A 19,330-nucleotide genomic window follows, 5' to 3' on the forward strand; every position below is an offset into this window, starting at 1 on the left:
CCCTAGGAAAATACATTCTCTTCCTGTTCAAATCCCGGTGCGTAGCCTTCAAGGAGCTTGCTCACCTGGGCCAGCACGCTCTTATCCTGACTAGGAGAGGCGATCGCCTGACGCTCAGGGAAAAAGTCCGGTCGGTCTAAATAACGAGAAAGGGCTGCATCCACCTGTTCATTAATTAAGCTCTGTAATTCCTCACGGGCCTTTTGACGCTGATAATTAGCCCCCTCTTCCGTCGTTGCATAGAGCGGTGGCAGGCGGTTGAGCGCATAGGCAGCAATATCCCCCACATCCAAACTTTGGGTGCTACTCGCCTCAATCTCAGCGACCCGGGCAATGGAGCGGCTAATGACCAGCTCCTCCATAACATTGATGAATTGTTTCCGGGGGACAGCAATCACTTCCCCAGTGAGTAAAGCCCCCATCAGGCGATCCAACGCCATGTATTCCTCAATCGAAAGCTCAGAGGACATATCGCAAATGCGTCCAACTTCCGCTTCCATACTCGGGGTGAGATAGCCGTCTTTTAGGGCTTGTTCAACAATTTGATCAATACTCATAGGTTTCTTGGAAAATTCCGGGACAAGGGGGCCAATCACTTCACTATCTTTGCGTAAAAACCGGGGAAAAACCACGATTCTCTAAGAAAGTACATCCCATTACTATCATTCCAATTTATAGCAAGGGAATGGGCAATCTTTTTGCTTGACTTACACAGATTTACAAATGTTTTACTTCCTGTGTGGGGGATGTCATTTACTCTAAAGGATTTTTGTCAATTTGCTACTGCCTATTTTTCAGTGACTAACGACATTTTCCTAGACACTCATTTCTAACATCCTCTGAATCGGTTTCAAGGCCGCCGTCGCAATGTCCGGGCTGAGGGTGATTTCTGGAGTTTTATGTTTCATCGCCAGATAGAGCTTTTCCAGGGTGTTGAGGCGCATGTGGGGACATTCATTGCAGGCACAGTTACTGGTAGACGGGGCAGGAATAAAGGTTTTGCCGGGGCTTGCCTTTTCCATTTGGTGAATAATCCCCGGTTCGGTAGCGACAATGAAAGTTTGGCTGGCACTATCTTGGGAGCGCTTTAATAGGGCCGTCGTGGAACCGATAAAGTCAGCGTGGTTTAACACGGGGGTTTCGCACTCAGGGTGAGCGAGCACCTCCGCATCGGGGTGTTCGAGTTTGAGTTCGATGATGCGTTTTTCAGAAAAAGTTTCGTGGACAATGCAACTGCCCTGCCAGAGGAGGAGATCCCGTCCGGTTTGTTCGCTGACGTATCGCCCTAGGTTTTTATCGGGGGCAAAGATGATCGGTTGGTCGGCGGGAATTTGGTTGACAATTTTGACGGCGTTGGAGCTGGTGCAGATGATATCGCTCATCGCCTTGATTTCGGCGGTGCAGTTGATATAGGAAATGACGATATGGTCTGGGTGCTTGGCTTTAAATGCAGCGAATTCGGCGGGGGAGCAACTGTCGGCGAGGGAGCAGCCGGCATCAAGGTCGGGCAGGAGGACGAGTTTATTGGGGTTGAGGATTTTGGCGGTTTCTGCCATGAAATGCACCCCAGCGAAAACAATCACTTCAGCATCGGTTTCGGCGGCTTGGCGGGCTAAACCTAAGGAATCACCGATGTAGTCGGCAATGTCTTGGATGTCGTTTTCTTGGTAGTAGTGGGCGAGGATGATGGCGTTGAGGTCTTGTTTGAGATCGGCGATCACCCCAAAGAGGTCTTGGGGAATGGCAGGCGTTGTCGGACGGGCGGCGGCAGCAAACATGGTCGTTTTTCCGTGAGAGATGGATCGCAACAAATGTGGAAATTCAGTCTAGCAAGGATTGGCGAGGAGCAAAACTTAGAGGGTGAGCTGGGCAGCGGGGTTAAAAAATTGTCGATAAAGACCCTCGGTTACCAGGGAAGTACAAATGAGGTTAATGGTCACAATCAAAAAGAGAATCAGAATTTGATAGGAAGCAGCATTGAGCGGATCAATGCCCGATAAAACTTGCCCCGTAAACATCCCCGGCAAACTAACTAAACCTACTACCATCATAGAATTGATCGTCGGGATTAGGCTGGCGCGGATCGCTTCGGTACGGTAGCTGGCGATCGCCTGTTTTGGGGTTGCACCGAGGCACAGTTGGGTTTCAATTTCGAAGCGACTGGTTTTGATCCGGCTACTTAAACGTTCCCCTGCCAAAGAAGCACTATTCATCGCATTGCCCAGCACCATCCCTGCCAAGGGAATTAAATATTGGGGGTCGTACCAGCGATCGGGTTGGACAATCACCAGTAAGGTATAGGCCAACGGGAGCATCACACTGATAAAAATAGAGCCCCAAATGAGGGGGAAGGGGGCCCGCCCATGAATGCGATTTTTTGCTGCGATCGCCGCAATGGTCAACATTACTAAGACAATGCCTAATACCGCCAACGGGTGCGCCAGGGCAAAGACCATTTCTAGGGCATAGCCCACTACCAGCAATTGCAAAATTGTCCGTCCTGTTGCGAGTAGGAGTTGCCCCTCTAGTCCTAATTTCTGCCACCGGGCTAGGGCGATCGCCAAGGCAATCAGTCCCAGGGCCCAGCCCAAATCCCCCGGATCTAACGCAATAAATTCACCCATGCGCTTTTATTTTTCACTCCCATAACCTATAACATTTATATTTACGCTTTTACGCGAATTCTTACCCAAAAAATCACCGCTACCCATGAGCCAAATTCCTCCCGTTGATCTAGGGCGCCAGTACGCAACCATTGCCAATGAAACCAATGCCGCCGTGCTGGAAGTGCTCAGTTCTGGTCGCTACATTGGGGGGACAGCAGTTACCGAATTCGAAAAACATTTTGCCGCTTATCACCAGGTTGACTTTACCATCGGCTGTAACTCTGGCACCGATGCCCTTTATCTTGCCCTCAAAGCCCTTGGGGTTGGCGACGGTGATGAAGTAATTACCTCCACTTTTACTTTCATTGCTACTGCCGAAGCCATTGCCATGTGTGGCGCAACCCCTATCTTTGTTGATATTACTGCCGCAACTTTTAATCTCGATCTCGACCAACTAGAGGCTGCCATTACTCCCAGGACTAAAGCTGTGATTCCCGTCCATTTGTTTGGACAACCTGTAAACATGACTCGTCTTGGGGAAATTGCCCAAAAACATAATCTGTTTATCGTTGAAGATTGTGCCCAAGCCACGGGGGCAAAATGGGGCGATCGCCCGGTAGGGGCATGGGGAGATGCTGGCTGTTTTAGCTTTTTTCCGACAAAAAATTTAGGTGGTTGTGGCGACGGTGGTGCCGTGACGACCAATAATCCCGCCCTCCATGGGCAGATCAAAATGCTCCGGGAACACGGCTCCAAAGTCCGTTATCAACATGAAGTGCTGGGGGTGAATAGTCGTTTAGACGCGGTGCAGGCCACGATCCTTGCGATTAAATTACGTCACCTCGACCAGTGGAACCAACAACGTCAGGCGATCGCCCACCGCTACCACGAGTTACTCGCTGATATCAAGGGGATTCAACTCCCCCAAGCAACCCCTGGCGGCACCCACGTCTGGAATCAATACACCATCCTCGTTCAAGCAGGCGATCGCGATACCCTGCGCAGTCAGCTCCAGGCAGAAGGCATTATTGCCATGGTGTATTACCCCAAACCCCTACACCTCCAGCCCGTGTTTGCAAGCCTAGGCTACCAATCCGGACAATTCCCCATTGCCGAGCAATGTTCCCACCAGGTGCTGTCTTTGCCCATGTTCCCCGACCTCAGCCTCCCAGAACAAGAACAAGTCGCCACAACCCTCAAGGGTCTATTGGCGGTTTAAGAATCTGATCAGCCAATAAAAAAGCCCAGAAAGTCAACATTGTGACCATCTAAGCCTCCATACACATTTTTAGTTTGTCCGACCAAAGTTGCCTTCTATTTGGGGGCAACCATTTCCTTAAACTGTTTACCAGCAGAAAACGCGGGCACTGTGGTTGCTGGAATTTGCATTTTTTCGTTGGTCTTCGGATTGCGGCCTTCTCTCGCTTTGCGGTGGCGGGGTTCAAAGGAGCCAAAACCGACGAGGGTTACTTTATCACCATTGGCAACGGTTTCCATGATTGCCTCTACGGTGGCACTAATCACTGAATCTGCCTGCTTTTTGCTGATACCAGCTTTCTCAGCGACTAAATCGACTAATTCGCCTTTATTCATTAAAAATCTCCTGAATTTTAGATATTGTGAGAAGTATAGGTAAAAAAACCAGGCAAAACAAGAATCCCAGAAGAGATATTTTGCACTGTTGCGGGTCAAACTTATCTTGTTGCAAGGTTTTCCTGCATTATTCTAAGCGTTCTTTGCTCAATATGGATCGCTGAAAGCATTAATTTACATAGATTTCAACAATTTTTCCGTTTCAAAACTTTAAAAACAGAACAAGAGAGAACAAATTTGTCAGAGAACGTCGAAATAATCGCTGCTTAGACTTGATTTTTCTAAGATTTGTGGATGTCGGGCAGGGGGGGAGTCGCCGTAGAGGAGAGGGACACTGGTAAAGGCTTCGTTTTGAGATAAAGGTTATCGAGCAGGACAGCGGCTCCCGCAACCCAGGGTGGCACAATCACCGCGCCTAAAATTCCCAGCACCTGGGCACCGCCCAAAACCGCCAACAATTGATAAAGCGGGTTTACTTTGACTGAAGAACCGACTAAGAGCGGATCTAATACATAAGTTTCGAGGTTTTGGATCAGGGTAAAAAGAAGGAAGACGGATAAAAATGTCCATCCCCCCTGGGCGATCGCCACAATCAAAGCCGGCACAGCGCCCAACACCGGCCCAAAAAACGGAATCAAATTTGTCACCGCCGCGATCACCCCCAAACCGAGAGCTAATTCTGAAATCCCCAGGAGCCTCAGGCCAATGGTGATGACAATGCCGAGAATCCCAGAAACGACGATCCGCCCTTGAATATAACTCCCCATCCGCTCGCTCATGGGCTGTACCTGTTCGAGGAGTTGCTCATCCCAAGGGGCCGGAAAAAGACTCACAAAACCTCTAATTAATTTGTCAGAACCAGAGAGCATATAACCGGAGAGCATAAATGCCAGGATCAAACTCAAAATGCCGCCAATGACACCCCGGGTAATGCCGTAGGAACGAATCAGTAGCTCTTGGGAAGAACGGAAAGCCCAAGACGTCAGTGCTTGCAAATCAAAAAGACGGTTCAACTGTTCTAAAACTTGCGGCTCTGTCATGCCTAAGCGGACGGCCCAAGATTGAACCAAAACCCCGACGATTTCTAAATAGAGGGGTAGCTTACGGATCAATTTTTGAATTTGATCAACAACTGTAGGGCCAATGAGTAAGCCCACCCCGGTAAAAATTGAGATCAAGCCGAGATACACACCGATCACCGCTAACCAGCGGGGCACTCGGAAAGATTCAGCAATTGCAATGACAGGCGCAAGGGTCGCTGCAATCACGACGGCAATCATGAGCACCACAAGTAAACTACGCAATTGCCAGAGTAAAAATAGCAATAGCACTGCCCCGACAATCAGCAGTAGCGTTGAAAAAGAGACTGTAATTTTCCGCTCAGACATACTGAATTTTGCTATTGGTCAGAATTGTTCCCATTGTCAGGGCAAAGTTACTTCAATGTCACCCAAAAGCGATTTTTCTTTCGAGAATACCTTGTTAATACGCGGTCAATACCCCCCTATATAGGGTAGGCTCGACTTTTTAGGGGATTTAAGTGCTCACTTTTCGGGGCGCACCCACCACTTCTGCAAAGGCAAAATCAGGAGCAGCTAGGACAAACACGGTACTTGGTAGGTTTTGAGCCCGTTGGGAAAGACTCTTGTAATAGTCCTGAAAATCAGCAGGCTCGTGGGGGCGGGCCATGCCGAGGAAGACGAGGTCTGCACTCGCGGAGGATTGGTACAGAATCTCTTCAAAGGAGCGATCGCCAGCAATAATGACCATTGGTTCTGCTTTAATGCGGGCACTACTAATCAGGGACTCTAGGTTTAAACGGGCGGCCTGGGCGGCTGTCGCGTCTTGTACCACCAGCTTGAGGTAAATCTGGGCACTGCGCCATTGGATGTCAGTGCGGAGCAAATAGGCCAACATCAACATTAAGCCGCCATTACTTTGAACCCCACCCCACCAGATGTCAATCCGTTTTTTGCGACCAAAGGCCCGTTCTGGATTTTCATGGAAAATAATAATGTTACGCCTAGCAATATGAACCTGTTGCAAAAGATGACAGTAGGCGGCAAATCGTTCGGGAGATTCTGTACTTCCCAGCAAAACCGTATTGGGGGTTAAATCTCCCAGACCATAGGTTTCAATTAAATTTAAGGCGCCAATAAAGGGATCATCGGCGGTACTGAGGCGCACCAAGGCTTTCACACCCCGTTTGGCCAAATAATCACGGATTGTGGTTTCCATTTTTGTCTGTTGGCCAGCGTCTCGAGAACCCTCAGGCAACACCGTCGCCACCGTCATTAGGGCTCGATTGTGACTCAAGCCGTCTGCTAATTCGATTAAAGACCAACGTTTCCGGGGGGCTCCAGAAAGTACCAGGAGATGAGGCCGCCAGTTTTTGCTATCTTCGGCTCCTGCCACTTGATAAATCGCCTTACTAATGAGAGCCATCCACAGGCCACGTCGAACGTCTCCCCAGGTGACTTGGAGTTCCCGCCGCTGTATCCAAAAGTAAATGAGGATCACGATCAAGGCGGCAACAACCGTGGCGATCGCATTAATTAAAAACATCACCCCCAGGCAGCCCATAGCCCCCAACAGAGATAGAGCCCAGTGCACCCTAAAGGTTGGTCGAAAGGAAGGACTTTGGAGGAGAGTTTCAATGCCGGCAGAAATATTGAGGACGAGATAGGTGGTTAAGAAAAACATTGTCAACACTGGGGCAATGATGTTGAGATCCCCAATGCAAACAGCGGCGATCGCTACCCCCAAGGTGGCAATGGTGCCAATACGCGGCTCATCTTCCGACCCACTACCAGATCCCAAAAAACCTAACCAAGGCGGTAATACGCCATCCCGGGCGAGGGCCTGTAAAACCCTAGGCGCACCGAGAATACTCCCAATCGCGCTACTGAGGGTCGCCCCCCAGACGCCCAATAAAATTGCTGGCCCCCAAACAGACAAGCGCTGCATCACGAGAGGGTCTTCAATGAGGCTGGCTGTATCTCCCCGTTGGGCCAACAGCAACGGAATGAGCATGTAGATAACATAACCAGTGCCCACGGCAGCTAGGGTACCGATGGGAATTGCTTTAATGGGATCCTTGAGATCACCGGACATATTCACGCCAGACATGATCCCCGTGACCGCCGGAAAAAATACCGCAAAGACTGTCCAAAAGGGCACTGTCATTTCAGCGCTAGAACCCCACAGGGCAATATCTCCTGCTTCAGGCAGCGGGCGACCCAGAACCAAAGAAACAAGAGAAAGGGCGATCGCCGCCATGATAAAGTACTGGGCCTTAATCGCAATGCTGGCGGAAGTGAGCGCTAAAATTCCCACCAAAATCGTCACAATCAAAGCCACATAAAGCTGATTTAATCCACCAAAAACCTGGACAACACTCTCCGCAAAACCAATGGTATAGAGGGCCACCGAAAAAGCCTGGGCAAAATACAGCGGGATCCCTACCGCCCCGCCGGTTTCTAGGCCCAAAGAGCGACTAATCATATAGTATGCGCCCCCCACACGGACTACCTTATCCGTGGCGATCGCACAGATCGAAAGGGCCGTTAAAAAAGTAATTGCATTAGCGAGGGTGACGATGGCGAGGGAGCCTAGCAATCCTGCATTCCCCACAACCCAACCAAACCGGAGGTACATGATCACCCCAAGGATGGTCAAAATAGAAGGGGTATAGACCCCCCCAAACATTCCTAACCCGGATTTTTTCTCACTCGCCATAAAAATTCTAAGCTTGCCAAGTTTGTGTACAGCATAGCGTTATTTTTTCCTGCTTTTGTGCAGCAATAGTTTATTTCTGCCTTTTATCGGATATTTGGCGTATTGTCCTAGGTTTTCCCATCGCAAAAAACCCCTGCCTAAAAGACAAGGGGTTGGAAGTTTAGTAGGTTAATTTTCAGAAGAAATTAATTAACCAAACTTACCTGACGTCGAAGCAATCAGGAAGGCCGCATAGGTGAGGACGTAACCCACCGTGAAGTGAGCGAGACCAACCAAACGAGCCTGAACGATGGAGAGAGCAACGGGCTTGTCCTTCCAACGAACGATGTTCGCCAGGGGAGTGCGCTCGTGCGCCCAAACGATGGTTTCGATCAGCTCTTGCCAGTAACCACGCCAAGAGATGAGGAACATGAAACCAGTTGCCCAAACAAGGTGCCCGAAGAGGAACATCCAAGCCCAGACGGAGAGATTGTTGACACCGTAGGGGTTGTAACCGTTGATCAACTGTGCGGAGTTCGCCCAGAGGTAATCACGGAACCAGCCCATCAGGTAAGTAGAGTTTTCGTTGAACTGAGCAACATTACCCTGCCAAATGCCGAGGTGCTTCCAGTGCCAGTAGAAGGTCAACCAGCCCAGGGTGTTCAGCATCCAGAACATTGCGAGGTAGAAGGCATCCCAAGCGGAGATATCACAAGTACCGCCACGACCGGGGCCATCACAGGGGAAGCTGTAGCCGAAGTCTTTCTTATCGGGCATCAGCTTGGAACCACGGGCATCCAACGCACCTTTCACAAGGATGAGGGTGGTGGTGTGGAGACCGAGGGCGATCGCATGGTGAACGAGGAAGTCACCAGGACCAATGTTGAGGAAGAGAGAGTTAGAACCGCTGTTGATGGCGTCTAACCAGCCAGGAAGATAAGCCGCACTTGCATTGGAAGCGATGCTATCGGCGTTGGAAAGAAGAACATCAAAGCCGTAGAGTGCTTTACCAGAAGCCGCTTGGACAAACTGAGCAAACACAGGTTCGATGAGGATTTGCTTTTCAGGCGTACCGAAGGCAACAACCACATCGTTGTGGACATAGAGTCCGAGGGTATGGAAACCGAGGAAGAGAGACACCCAGCTGAGGTGGGAGATCAGAGCTTCCTTATGCTCCAGCATGCGATAAAGAACGTTGTCTTTGTTCGCTTCAGGATCGTAGTCACGGACGAAGAAGATCGCGCCGTGGGCAAACGCACCAACCATCAGGAAACCAGCGATGTACTGGTGGTGGGTGTAAAGCGCTGCCTGGGTAGTGTAATCCTTGGCGATAAATGCGTAGGAAGGCAGAGAGTACATGTGCTGTGCCACCAAAGAGGTGATCACACCTAAGGAAGCAAGCGCCAGACCCAACTGGAAGTGGAGGGAGTTGTTGACAGTATCGTAAAGACCTTTGTGGCCTGCACCAAGCTTACCGCTGGGGGGCTGGTGGGCATTGAGGATCTCTTTGATGCTGTGACCAATCCCGAACTTGGTGCGATACATGTGACCCGCAATGATAAACAGCACGGCGATCGCCAAGTGGTGGTGGGCAATATCAGTCAACCAGAGAGACTCAGTTTGGGGGTGGAAACCACCAAGGAAGGTCAGGATTGCAGTACCCGCACCTTGGGATGTGCCAAACACATGACCCGCAGTATCAGGATTCTGAGCATACACACCCCAATTCCCGGTGAAGAAAGGCATCAAACCAGCGGGGTGAGGCTTCACAGAAAGGAAGTTATCCCAGCCGACATGAACACCACGAGACTCAGGAATTGCAACGTGTACTAGGTGACCTGTCCAAGCCAAAGAACTGACACCAAACAAACCAGCTAGATGGTGGTTGAGACGAGATTCAGCATCCTTGAACCACGCAAGACTAGGGCGGAACTTGGGTTGCAAGTGCAGCCAGCCTGCGAACAAAAACAGAGAAGAGAGGATCAGAAGGAATACTGCGCCTTGGTAAAGGTCAGCATTGGTGGTCATCCCAATGGTATAGAACCAGTGGTAAACACCAGAGTATGCAATGTTTACAGGGTTAGAAGCGCCCGCTTGGGTAAAGGCATCAATTGCCCCTTGACCAAAGTGGGGATCCCAAATCGCATGGGCGATGGGACGAACATTCAGGGGATCTTTGATCCACTGCTCGAAATTGCCTTGCCAAGCAACGTGGAAGAGAGTGCCGGAAGTCCACAGGAAGATGATTGCGAGGTGACCGAAGTGGGAAGCAAAGATCTTTTGGTAAAGATTCTCCTCAGTCATCCCATCGTGGGTCTCGAAATCATGTGCTGTAGCGATTCCGTACCAAATCCGACGTGTAGTGGGATCTTGAGCAAGGTCTTGGCTAAATTTTGGAAATTTAGTTGCCATAACTATGCTTGAGGTTCTCCTCGTTAAACAAATGAGGGTGAGGTCTTCAAATGTAACCTCTGTATTTTCCCGCAGGGAAAGATACTAGGAGCCAATTGGGAGGGAAGGTGAATCGAGTGAAATATAACTCTTACAACTCCCCCTGAAATTGGCGATCGGTAAACCATTTCAGAGTTAACCGATGGACAAGCTTCTCGCTAGGAAGAAGGCCCAGGTTGTCACGATCCCGCCGAGGAGATAGTGAGCAACACCAACCGCACGACCTTGAATGATGCTCAAAGCACGGGGTTGAATTGCAGGAGCCAACTTGAGCTTATTGTGTGCCCAAACGATGGACTCGATGAGTTCTTGCCAATAGCCACGTCCACTGAAGAGGAACATGAGACTGAAGGCAAACACAAAGTGACCCGCTAGGAACATAATGCCGTAAGCCGACAGTGCAGAACCGTAGGAGTTGATCACCTGAGAAGACTGTGCCCAGAGGAAGTCACGGAGCCAGCCGTTAATGGTAATTGCACTTTGGGCAAAGTTACCACCAGTGACGTGGGATACGCTACCGTCTGGGAGGATGGTGCCCCAAACATCGGATTGCATCTTCCAGCTAAAGTGGAAAATCACGATGGAGAGGGAGTTGTACATCCAGAACAGTCCGAGGAAGACATGGTCCCAACCAGAAACTTGGCAAGTACCACCACGACCAGGACCGTCACAGGGGAAGCGGAAGCCCAGTTGACCCTTATCGGGTACGAGGCGGGAGCTGCGGGAATAGAGAAGACCCTTCAGCAGAATAAGTACAGTGACGTGGATGGTAAACGCATGGATATGGTGAACCATAAAGTCAGCAGTACCGAGGGTGATGGGCATCAGGGCAACTTTGTTACCGATTGCCACTACATCACCGCCGAAAACTTGACTCGCAGAGGCGATCGCATTGGGAGCGGTACCACCGGGAGCAAGGGTATGAATGTTTTGAATCCACTGCGCGAAGATAGGCTGCAACTGAATCGCAGAATCAGAGAACATATCTTGGGGACGACCCAACGCACGCATGGTGTCATTGTGAATGTAGAGACCAAAGCTATGGAAGCCGAGGAAAATACAAACCCAGTTGAGGTGAGAAATGATCGCGTCACGGTGGCGGATTACGCGGTCTAAGAGGTTATTAACGTTCTTAGCGGGATCGTAATCACGAACCATGAAAATTGCGCCGTGGGCACCAGCACCAACAATGAGGAAGCCGCCAATCCAAGTGTGGTGAGTGAACAGAGACAGCTGAGTGCCGTAATCTGTTGCCATGTAAGGATAGGGAGGCATGGAGTACATGTGGTGCGCGATGACGATGGTTAAAGAACCAAGCAGCGCGAGGTTAACCGCCAATTGAGCGTGCCAAGAGGTGGTTAGAATTTCGTAAAGACCTTTGTGGCCTTCGCCAGTGAAAGGACCTTTGTGGGCTTCAAGGATCTCTTTCATGCTGTGGCCGATACCGAAACCAGTCCGGTACATGTGACCCGCGATGATGAAGAGAACAGCGATCGCCAAATGGTGGTGAGCCACGTCAGTGAGCCAGAGGCTACCAGTAGTGGGGTTCAAGCCACCCTTGAAGGTCAAGAAATCAGAGTATGCTGCCCAATCTAAAGTAAAGAAAGGCTTCAGACCCTGAGCAAAACTCGGATACAGTTCTGCCATTACCGAAGCATCAAAGAACTCGTGGGGTAAAGGAATATCCTTTGCAGCCACACCAGAATCTAGGAGCTTGTTTACCGGCAAAGAAACGTGGATCAAGTGGCCAGTCCAGCCTAAGGAACCGCAACCCAACAGTACAGATAGGTGGTGATTCATCATGGCTTCAGCATTCTGGAACCATTCCAGTTTCGGAGCTGCTTTGTGGTAATGGAACCAACCGGCAAACACCATCAGGGCTGCCATAACAAGACCGCCAATGGCAGTCACATAGAGCTGATAAGAGTTGGTAAAACCAGCAGCACGCCAGAGGTAAAACAGACCAGAGGTAATTTGAATACCGCTGAAGCCGCCACCGACGTCTCCGTTCAGAATGCCTTGACCCACAACAGGCCAAACCACTTGTGCACTTGGCTTAATAACAGTGGGGTTATTTAACCAAGCTTCATAGTTAGAAAATTTTGCGCCATGGAAGTACATGCCGCTGAGCCAAACAAAGACTACAGCAAGGTGACCGAAGTGGGCGCTAAAGATTTTGCGCGAAATATCTTCGAGATCACTTGTTTGGCTATCGAAATCATGTGCATCAGCATGGAGGTTCCAAATCCAGGTGGTGGTTTTTGGACCCCGTGCCAGAGTTCGGTCAAAGTGACCCGGTTTGCCCCACTTCTCAAAGGAAGTTGGTACCGGATCCTTATCAACCTTTACTGCCATGAGGATTCTCCTCTCTAGACAATCGACGTAATAAAGGTTCTATCTAAATAGATTTATTCAAATAGATAAGCTGTGAGCGAATCACCAGCTTGCAAGGTTTCCAGTGATTTAGGACTGCTTTAAAACCCATTGGGCAAAAAGCATTGATGTAAATGATAGGGCCTACTTTCCAAGGATGTTGGGGACATTAACAATATTTAAAACTCCCTGGAATCATTACGGCACAATGGCTTAAATCAATTGAATTCCGCCGAAAAACTGAAAACCCAAACGGTTTTTTGTAACAAAAAGCAATGTAACGTTACCTTTCATTATGGGGAGTTCTCCGGCGATCGCCCCAGGGACTAAAAGCTAAGAGGCAAGGGAAAGCTCTTCGTTTTCGTAATTCCCCAATGTCTACACGAAGATTTAAGCAACACAATGATTGTTGGCGATCGCCCGACGTTCAATTCCTTGTCATGCTTCTAGAACCTGTTCTCTACAAACCTCTCCCCCCAGAAGCGGAGCTATGCTACCCTGATAAGGTTGTTTAAAACTCGCACATCTGGGATTCTTTCGGGTGTTTCGCACAGATGAAATGTCCCCAGATGAAGGTTTAACCCGAAAAGGAGTAAACAGAATATGCCCGTTGTATCTCTCGCTGAGCTACTAGAATCTGGTGTCCACTTTGGGCACCAAACCCGCCGCTGGAACCCCAGAATGGCACCTTACATCTACACATCCCGTAACGGTGTCCATATTATTGACCTCGTTCAAACGGCCCAGCTCGTTGAACAAGCCTACAGCTATATGAAGGAAGCTTCCGAAAATGGTAAGCATGTCCTTTTTGTCGGCACCAAACGTCAAGCCGCTGGTATCATCGCCCAAGAAGCAAAACGCTGTGGCGCTTTTTACATCAACCAGCGTTGGTTGGGGGGAATGCTCACCAACTGGGAAACCATTAAAACCCGTGTTGAGCGCCTCAAAGAATTAGAAGCCCTCGAAGAAAGCGGCAACCTTGCCCGCCGTCCGAAAAAAGAAGCCTCCATGCTTCGTCGCGAACTGGACAAGCTACAAAAATACCTCGGCGGCATCAAGAACATGCGCAAAATCCCTGACATTGTGGTGATCATTGACCAACGTCGGGAACACAATGCGATTCAAGAATGCCAAAAGTTAGGGATTCCCATTGTTTCTCTCTTAGATACCAACTGCGATCCCCAAACCGTTGATTTACCAATTCCGGCGAACGATGATGCTATTCGTTCCATTAAGTTGATTGTGGGTAAATTGGCCGATGCAATCTATGCCGGTCGCCACGGTCAGCCCGTTGACGACAACGGTGACTACGGAGACTTCGATGAAGCAATCGATGAGTACGCCGATGAGACCGATGCATCTGAGTCTGAATAAGCGTAATATCTTCTTGAATTGACCTGATAATTTTTTGGTGAACAGCAAAATGGCACAAATTTCTGCAAAGCTTGTCAAGGAACTGCGCGATAAAACTGGCGCAGGAATGATGGATTGCAAAAAAGCGCTTGGTGAAACCAATGGGGACATCACTAAAGCGATTGAGTGGCTCCGTCAGAAAGGGATTACCTCTGCTGAGAAAAAAGCAGGTCGGGTAGCAGCCGAAGGACTGATTGAAAGTTACATTCACACTGGTGGCGGCATTGGTGTTCTCGTAGAAGTAAACTGCGAAACCGACTTCGTTGCCCGTGGTGATATTTTCAAAGATCTGGCCAAAGGGATCGCCATGCAGATCGCCGCTTGTCCTAATGTTCAGTATGTGAAAGTCGATGACATTCCGACTGAAATTGCCGACAAAGAGCGCGAAATTGAAATGGGTCGCGATGACCTCGCCGGGAAACCCGATAATATCAAGGAAAAAATTGTTGAAGGCCGCATTGCTAAGCGCCTAAAAGAACTTTCTTTGATGGATCAGCCCTACATCCGTGATCAGAATATGACGGTTGAAGAGCTTGTGAAGCAGACGATCGCCACCATTGGTGAAAATGTTCAAATTCGTCGTTTCCAACGTTTCGTCCTGGGCGAAGGTATTGAGAAAAAAGAAGAGGACTTCGCCGCAGAAGTCGCCGCACAAATGGGCAAGTAAGAACTTTGGTTCTGATTTGATTGTGTGTACTTAAATATTATTCCGCCTTCTCCATCTTATGGGGGAGGTTTTTTTCTATGGGTTGATGGTCGAGGTTCGCTTGGGCATTGCGTCGCCACATGGCTGGCTTGATACGGCGCAGCGCCGATCCTGTGAGTCTTTGATCCCATTCTGTTTCGGATAGGGTGGCAAGTTCGGTGAGTCTTGGTGCCAGATGTTTGGGATAAGGGTGAAAATCGTCGATGTCGGTGGGTTGGGCAAATCGCTGGTTCCAGGGGCAGACATCCTGACAGATATCACAACCGGCGACCCAGTTTTGTAAATGTGGGGCAATGTGAGGTGGCAGTTGTTCGGCCCGATTTTCGATGGTGTGATAAGCAATGCAACGGTTTGCATCAACGGTAAAGGGAACGGCGATCGCCTGAGTTGGACAGGCCTCAATACAACGGGTACAAGTACCACAATGTTTCGTGTGGGGCTGATCCGGCGTTAGAGCTAAGGTGGTGAGGACTTCTCCCAAAAAGATCCAACTACCGTACTCTCGGGTAATGACATTGCTATTTTTGGCAATCCAACCGAGGCCCGCCCGCTCCGCCCAAACCTTATCCTGGACAGGCCCAGTATCCACATAAAAGCGATGTTGTTCTTCTGGAAATTCTGCGGTGAGCCACTGGCAAAGCGCTTTTAGACGTTTCCCTAAAACACGATGATAATCCCGTCCCCAGCCATAACGGGAGATTTTGCCCACTCCTGGTTCCTGGGAATGTTCATAGGGGGTGTAATAGTTGAGGGCAACACAAATAACCGACTGCACCCCTGGTAAACAGGCTGTGACATCCTGGCGTTTAGAGTTAGCCATCCAGACCATTTCTGCTTGGAACCCTGCTGCTAACCAAGCTTGTAACTGTTGTTGATTGTGGGCATTGTCCACGGTGGCATCGGCAATTCCCACCAAATGAAATCCTAAATTTAGAGCATATTCTTTAATTTGGACAGTCCTATCTGTTTGCAACTGCAACATGTTGAATAATTTGATGAATCTTAACCAAAGCGCTTTTTAACCGACCAGACCGGAACGAAGGGCGCGCACAGCGGCTTGGGTGCGATCATCGGCACAGAGTTTATTGAGAATATTGCGGACATGGGTCTTAACGGTACCCACCGTAATAAATAAATGCTCGGCAATTTCGGAATTGCTGCAACCATCAACAATCAATTGGAGTACTTCCAATTCTCGATCCGTTAAAGGACAGCTTTCAAGGAGTTGTTGATCCTCCGGAGAAGTCGCTTGAATCGTGACCGTAGTGCCAGAAAGGGATTCTCCCCCTTGCACTTGATTGAGAACAATGCGGGCGATCGCCGGATCAATCCAACTATTACCTGAGTCGGTCGTTTTGACTGCCTCTACCAAATGATCAAACGTAATATCCTTCATACAATAAGAATCTGCCCCTGCCGCAAAAGCCGCTAAAACAGCAGCATCATCATCTTGCAACGTCAAAATTAAAACCTTTGTTTGCGCCTCTTGGGACTGATGTTTGAGTTTTTCTTGTTTCAAAATTCGCGTTAGCTCAATTCCATCTAGCTCAGGCAAACCAATATCCACAATTGCCAAGTCAGGATGAATCTCCTCTAATAAACGCAATCCATCCACCCCATTGGCCGCCTCTGCCAAAAGTTCAATGTCCGCACATTGTTGTAGAGAAGTTCGTAGCCCGATCCGCGTTAAATCATGATCTTCAATTAGAACAACCCGAATTTTTTTCATGGTTTTCCCGGAGACTTCCCAAAATATAGCATGATCGATATACATTTATATGCAGTGAATCTTCAAGCCCCCCTCGTAAAAACCGTGCTAGAACAATCCGTAATCACCTCGACCCTCCTCCTCACATTGCTCTTGATGGTGGGTCTGTTTTTCTTCATCCGCGCTTCCATCAAAGATCGCACCGAACAAGTAGAGCTATTGGCAAAAGAACCTGAAGAATCCATCTTTGAGCGCCTCCAAACCTATTTCGAACAGCGAGCCTATCGGATTACCACAGTTGATGGCGTGAACAACATTGTCACCTATGAAGGCTTTGTCCCTCCCAGTGGCTTTATCGCTGTTTTCTTAAGTCTATTAGCGGCCCTTGGCTTAGTTTGTATCGCCCTAGTCCTAGCACTCCTCTATCCCAATATTGGCTTTGCTTTCCTTGGTATTTGTCTCCTGGCTCCCTTGGCGGGTCTATTTTACTGGCGCAAGGCCGGGAAGATAGAAAAAGTCATTTTACAGATCACCACACAAACACCGATTACTGAGACCCCCACCCGATTGATCACAGTGACAGCCCACCGTGATGAATTGATCCAACTGCGCCAGGTCATGCCCTACCAACTCCACGAAGCCTAGGAGATGCCTCCCCAACAAACCCTAGAATTAGCCATCAATACTATGGGAACAACGCAACAAAAATAGCCCCGACCCTAAAATGGGTGGGACTAGGGATTACTGAAATTGATAGAAGGGGATTTAGAGATCACTAAACGTTGGGTTAAGTGATATATTTTTTGAAGGAACTTTAAGCTTTGCTAGAAACAGTCGCTTTTTCAGATGCTTCCTCATCGGCGTTGTTACAAAGCACCCGTAGACTGGGGAATAAAAAGTGATTCTCCTCTACATATTGGGCACCAAACAATCCTTTTTCTGCCCAAAAGTACCGATCAGTGGTATGCTCATTACGCTTAACTACAACGACTGCTGGGGGCATAATCCCATTCGCAGCAATGTGCTTGCGGGCTGCAGTCACAGGTTTGTCATCACCGCTTTCGATATTATATTGTGGGACAATCTCTAAAATTTTTCTTCCTTCTTGCCGACGCCGACTCTTGCGTTTACGCTTTCTTGCCAACCCAGTACCTCCTCTTCTTTACTTTTTTAGAACAGCTGTAACAGGAGTTACAGAATGTCGAGCAAAGTATATCGGCTCCATTGAAAAAAATCAAGTGAAAATTGACTGTTTTTCGCTATGGGTTGGATTTTTTGTATTAGGAAATCTACTACAATCCAATGAAGGTGGGCGATCAATCCAAAAGTGAAAAAAGGATTAAGTTTTTTGTCAAAACCCCTGATTTATCAAGGTTTCCTGGGAAACGTCCCCTAGGGATTGCGGCTTGGGAGGATGAAATTCATGACGACATTACCGCAACTATTGCCAGTTAGCCCCGAGTATTTGTCCCTGTGCCAAGGACAGTTGCAATTGTTAGCCCAAGGGATTGGGGCTGAGTGGGGGATTGTTTATTTGGCCCAGCCAGATCAAGAGAATCAAGAAATTACCCTCCAACCGATTAGTGCTTTTCCTGATCGTTTACTGGCTGCGGGGAGGCAGGGGGCAACGGACATGGTAACGATGGATCCGGATCAAGGGGAATGGCTTGATGTTTCGATGGGCGAGGAGACGGGGGCTTTACCGGAAGATCTGATAGATCTATTGGGGGAACCAACGAGGGCATTTCCCCTGTGGCATGGTGATTTGATTTTGGGGATTTTGGCGACGGGACGACGAGACCGAGGTTGGCGATCGCCGGAGGTGGCCCAGATTGAATTGATTGCCGAAGGTTTAGTGCTGGCTTGTGTATTGGATCAACAAAAGAGTTGGGCAACGGAACGGCTCACCCAACAGCAACATCTACAGGCCCTAGAGCAAGAGCATTTCCATGATCTGCTGCATCAGCTCCGTAATCCAACGATGGCGATTAGTACCTTCGGTAAGTTGCTGTTGAAACGGTTGCTGCCGACGGAAAAAAATTACACAGTCGCTGAGGGAATTGTCCGGGAAAGCGATCGCCTGAAGGGATTACTCACCCAATTTAGCGAAGAGGTGGATCTCTTAACGGCTCAAATTCCCCAGTTAGAAGGGGGGCCAAGTTTAGCGTTACCTCCCAATGGTGGGCCGAGTCTGGCCCCAGACCGCTCCCTTGCCGTAGAACCGCTACCCGTGGCAGAAGTGGTGCTTCCCCTTGTGGCTTCCCTGGGGGCGATCGCCGCCGAGCGGGGAATCACTTTAAATTACGCGCTGCCAGAACCGTCTCCCTGGATTTTGGGGAATCACACCGCCCTGATGGAAGTTTTGAATAATCTCTTAGAAAATGCTCTGAAATATACACCGTCCGGGGGGCAAGTGCTCTTACAGGTTGAAGCCCAGACTCAGGAACTCACCATTGCCGTCCACGATACGGGCTACGGCATTCCTCCGGCAGATTTACCCCACGTTTTTGAACGGCATTATCGGGGTGTGCAGGCTGAAAGTGCCATTGAAGGTACCGGACTTGGGTTGGCGATCGCCGCTGATCTTGTGGGTAAAATGGCCGGGGACATTGAAGTGTATAGTCCAACCATCGGTTTACCCCATACCGAAACTCTCCCCGGTAGCACCTTTATGCTGTGGCTCAAAGTTGCCGCCAACCCCAATCAAGTCATCTCGGCCGAGTTTTCTCCAAGCGATTGATTTAATTATTTGATTTTTGACAT

The 19,330-nt window shown here is 49.2% G+C and carries 16 protein-coding genes; 5 read left to right on the forward strand and 11 right to left on the reverse strand.

Annotated features, from left to right (window positions below; genetic code table 11):
* Window positions 1-2: 2 nt before the first annotated feature.
* The 3 genes from AWQ21_RS08730 to AWQ21_RS08740 all read right to left on the reverse strand — a co-directional run bounded on the left by AWQ21_RS08730 (window position 3) and on the right by AWQ21_RS08740 (window position 2,624).
* Window positions 3-557 carry a late competence development ComFB family protein gene (locus AWQ21_RS08730; RefSeq protein WP_065715279.1) on the reverse strand — a complete coding sequence of 185 codons (555 nt, stop codon included), beginning with the start codon at window positions 555-557 and terminating at the stop codon, window positions 3-5.
* Between the two features lie 258 nt (window positions 558-815).
* Window positions 816-1,778, reverse strand: coding sequence for a quinolinate synthase NadA (gene nadA / locus AWQ21_RS08735; RefSeq protein WP_065714208.1), 963 nt, complete (start codon window positions 1,776-1,778; stop codon window positions 816-818).
* A gap of 75 nt (window positions 1,779-1,853) precedes the next feature.
* Window positions 1,854-2,624, reverse strand: coding sequence for an ABC transporter permease (locus AWQ21_RS08740; protein ID WP_065714209.1), 771 nt, complete (start codon window positions 2,622-2,624; stop codon window positions 1,854-1,856).
* An 85-nt stretch (window positions 2,625-2,709) separates the two neighbouring features.
* On the opposite strand from AWQ21_RS08740, the gene AWQ21_RS08745 reads away from it, so the two are divergent.
* Window positions 2,710-3,825 carry a DegT/DnrJ/EryC1/StrS aminotransferase family protein gene (locus tag AWQ21_RS08745; RefSeq protein ID WP_065714210.1) on the forward strand — a complete coding sequence of 372 codons (1,116 nt, stop codon included), beginning with the start codon at window positions 2,710-2,712 and terminating at the stop codon, window positions 3,823-3,825.
* Between the two features lie 95 nt (window positions 3,826-3,920).
* Here the strand turns inward: AWQ21_RS08745 and AWQ21_RS08750 are convergent, their stop codons facing one another.
* From AWQ21_RS08750 to psaA, 5 genes are all read right to left on the reverse strand, one after another.
* Window positions 3,921-4,199 (reverse strand): HU family DNA-binding protein, encoded by a 279-nt coding sequence (locus AWQ21_RS08750; RefSeq protein WP_012307575.1) that lies wholly within the window; start codon window positions 4,197-4,199, stop codon window positions 3,921-3,923.
* A 281-nt stretch (window positions 4,200-4,480) separates the two neighbouring features.
* A complete protein-coding gene (locus tag AWQ21_RS08755; RefSeq protein ID WP_065714211.1) occupies window positions 4,481-5,587 on the reverse strand; it encodes an AI-2E family transporter in 1,107 nt (368 codons plus the stop codon).
* 148 nt (window positions 5,588-5,735) lie between these two features.
* Complete coding sequence (locus tag AWQ21_RS08760) at window positions 5,736-7,937, reverse strand: amino acid permease (protein ID WP_065714212.1); 2,202 nt, start codon at window positions 7,935-7,937, stop codon at window positions 5,736-5,738.
* A 189-nt stretch (window positions 7,938-8,126) separates the two neighbouring features.
* Complete coding sequence (gene psaB / locus AWQ21_RS08765; RefSeq protein WP_012307572.1) at window positions 8,127-10,328, reverse strand: photosystem I core protein PsaB; 2,202 nt, start codon at window positions 10,326-10,328, stop codon at window positions 8,127-8,129.
* A gap of 174 nt (window positions 10,329-10,502) precedes the next feature.
* Window positions 10,503-12,722, reverse strand: coding sequence for a photosystem I core protein PsaA (psaA, locus tag AWQ21_RS08770; RefSeq protein WP_065714213.1), 2,220 nt, complete (start codon window positions 12,720-12,722; stop codon window positions 10,503-10,505).
* A 621-nt stretch (window positions 12,723-13,343) separates the two neighbouring features.
* On the opposite strand from psaA, the gene rpsB reads away from it, so the two are divergent.
* Entirely contained in the window at window positions 13,344-14,114 is a 771-nt protein-coding gene (gene rpsB, locus AWQ21_RS08775) for a 30S ribosomal protein S2 (protein ID WP_065714214.1), read from the forward strand.
* A 49-nt stretch (window positions 14,115-14,163) separates the two neighbouring features.
* Entirely contained in the window at window positions 14,164-14,820 is a 657-nt protein-coding gene (gene tsf, locus AWQ21_RS08780) for a translation elongation factor Ts (RefSeq protein ID WP_065714215.1), read from the forward strand.
* A 37-nt stretch (window positions 14,821-14,857) separates the two neighbouring features.
* On the opposite strand, the gene queG is transcribed toward tsf, so the two are convergent.
* Window positions 14,858-15,841: a tRNA epoxyqueuosine(34) reductase QueG gene (gene queG, locus AWQ21_RS08785; protein ID WP_065714216.1), complete on the reverse strand. Its 984-nt coding sequence runs from the start codon at window positions 15,839-15,841 to the stop codon at window positions 14,858-14,860.
* Between the two features lie 36 nt (window positions 15,842-15,877).
* Window positions 15,878-16,588, reverse strand: coding sequence for a response regulator transcription factor (locus AWQ21_RS08790; RefSeq protein ID WP_065714217.1), 711 nt, complete (start codon window positions 16,586-16,588; stop codon window positions 15,878-15,880).
* 30 nt (window positions 16,589-16,618) lie between these two features.
* Between AWQ21_RS08790 and AWQ21_RS08795 the strand changes: the two genes are divergently transcribed.
* Window positions 16,619-17,212 (forward strand): cofactor assembly of complex C subunit B, encoded by a 594-nt coding sequence (locus tag AWQ21_RS08795; RefSeq protein ID WP_071932278.1) that lies wholly within the window; start codon window positions 16,619-16,621, stop codon window positions 17,210-17,212.
* Window positions 17,213-17,381: 169 nt separating this feature from the next.
* Here the strand turns inward: AWQ21_RS08795 and AWQ21_RS08800 are convergent, their stop codons facing one another.
* Complete coding sequence (locus tag AWQ21_RS08800) at window positions 17,382-17,711, reverse strand: DUF3155 domain-containing protein (protein ID WP_065714218.1); 330 nt, start codon at window positions 17,709-17,711, stop codon at window positions 17,382-17,384.
* Window positions 17,712-17,990: 279 nt separating this feature from the next.
* On the opposite strand from AWQ21_RS08800, the gene AWQ21_RS08805 reads away from it, so the two are divergent.
* On the forward strand, window positions 17,991-19,307 hold the full coding sequence (locus AWQ21_RS08805) for a sensor histidine kinase KdpD (protein ID WP_065715281.1): 1,317 nt from the start codon (window positions 17,991-17,993) through the stop codon (window positions 19,305-19,307).
* Window positions 19,308-19,330 lie beyond the last annotated feature (23 nt).

The sequence above is a fragment of the Picosynechococcus sp. PCC 7003 genome (assembly GCF_001693255.1).
Taxonomy (GTDB): Bacteria; Cyanobacteriota; Cyanobacteriia; order Cyanobacteriales; family MRBY01; genus MRBY01.

What these genes read in the sequence shown, in the direction of transcription:
- AWQ21_RS08730 (WP_065715279.1), bottom strand. Translation starts at nt 557, where the DNA reads ATGAGTATTGATCAAATTGTTGAACAAGCCCTAAAAGACGGCTATCTC.
- nadA (WP_065714208.1), bottom strand. Translation starts at nt 1,778, where the DNA reads ATGTTTGCTGCCGCCGCCCGTCCGACAACGCCTGCCATTCCCCAAGAC.
- AWQ21_RS08740 (WP_065714209.1), bottom strand. Translation starts at nt 2,624, where the DNA reads ATGGGTGAATTTATTGCGTTAGATCCGGGGGATTTGGGCTGGGCCCTG.
- AWQ21_RS08745 (WP_065714210.1), top strand. Translation starts at nt 2,710, where the DNA reads ATGAGCCAAATTCCTCCCGTTGATCTAGGGCGCCAGTACGCAACCATT.
- AWQ21_RS08750 (WP_012307575.1), bottom strand. Translation starts at nt 4,199, where the DNA reads ATGAATAAAGGCGAATTAGTCGATTTAGTCGCTGAGAAAGCTGGTATC.
- AWQ21_RS08755 (WP_065714211.1), bottom strand. Translation starts at nt 5,587, where the DNA reads ATGTCTGAGCGGAAAATTACAGTCTCTTTTTCAACGCTACTGCTGATT.
- AWQ21_RS08760 (WP_065714212.1), bottom strand. Translation starts at nt 7,937, where the DNA reads ATGGCGAGTGAGAAAAAATCCGGGTTAGGAATGTTTGGGGGGGTCTAT.
- psaB (WP_012307572.1), bottom strand. Translation starts at nt 10,328, where the DNA reads ATGGCAACTAAATTTCCAAAATTTAGCCAAGACCTTGCTCAAGATCCC.
- psaA (WP_065714213.1), bottom strand. Translation starts at nt 12,722, where the DNA reads ATGGCAGTAAAGGTTGATAAGGATCCGGTACCAACTTCCTTTGAGAAG.
- rpsB (WP_065714214.1), top strand. Translation starts at nt 13,344, where the DNA reads ATGCCCGTTGTATCTCTCGCTGAGCTACTAGAATCTGGTGTCCACTTT.
- tsf (WP_065714215.1), top strand. Translation starts at nt 14,164, where the DNA reads ATGGCACAAATTTCTGCAAAGCTTGTCAAGGAACTGCGCGATAAAACT.
- queG (WP_065714216.1), bottom strand. Translation starts at nt 15,841, where the DNA reads ATGTTGCAGTTGCAAACAGATAGGACTGTCCAAATTAAAGAATATGCT.
- AWQ21_RS08790 (WP_065714217.1), bottom strand. Translation starts at nt 16,588, where the DNA reads ATGAAAAAAATTCGGGTTGTTCTAATTGAAGATCATGATTTAACGCGG.
- AWQ21_RS08795 (WP_071932278.1), top strand. Translation starts at nt 16,619, where the DNA reads ATGATCGATATACATTTATATGCAGTGAATCTTCAAGCCCCCCTCGTA.
- AWQ21_RS08805 (WP_065715281.1), top strand. Translation starts at nt 17,991, where the DNA reads ATGACGACATTACCGCAACTATTGCCAGTTAGCCCCGAGTATTTGTCC.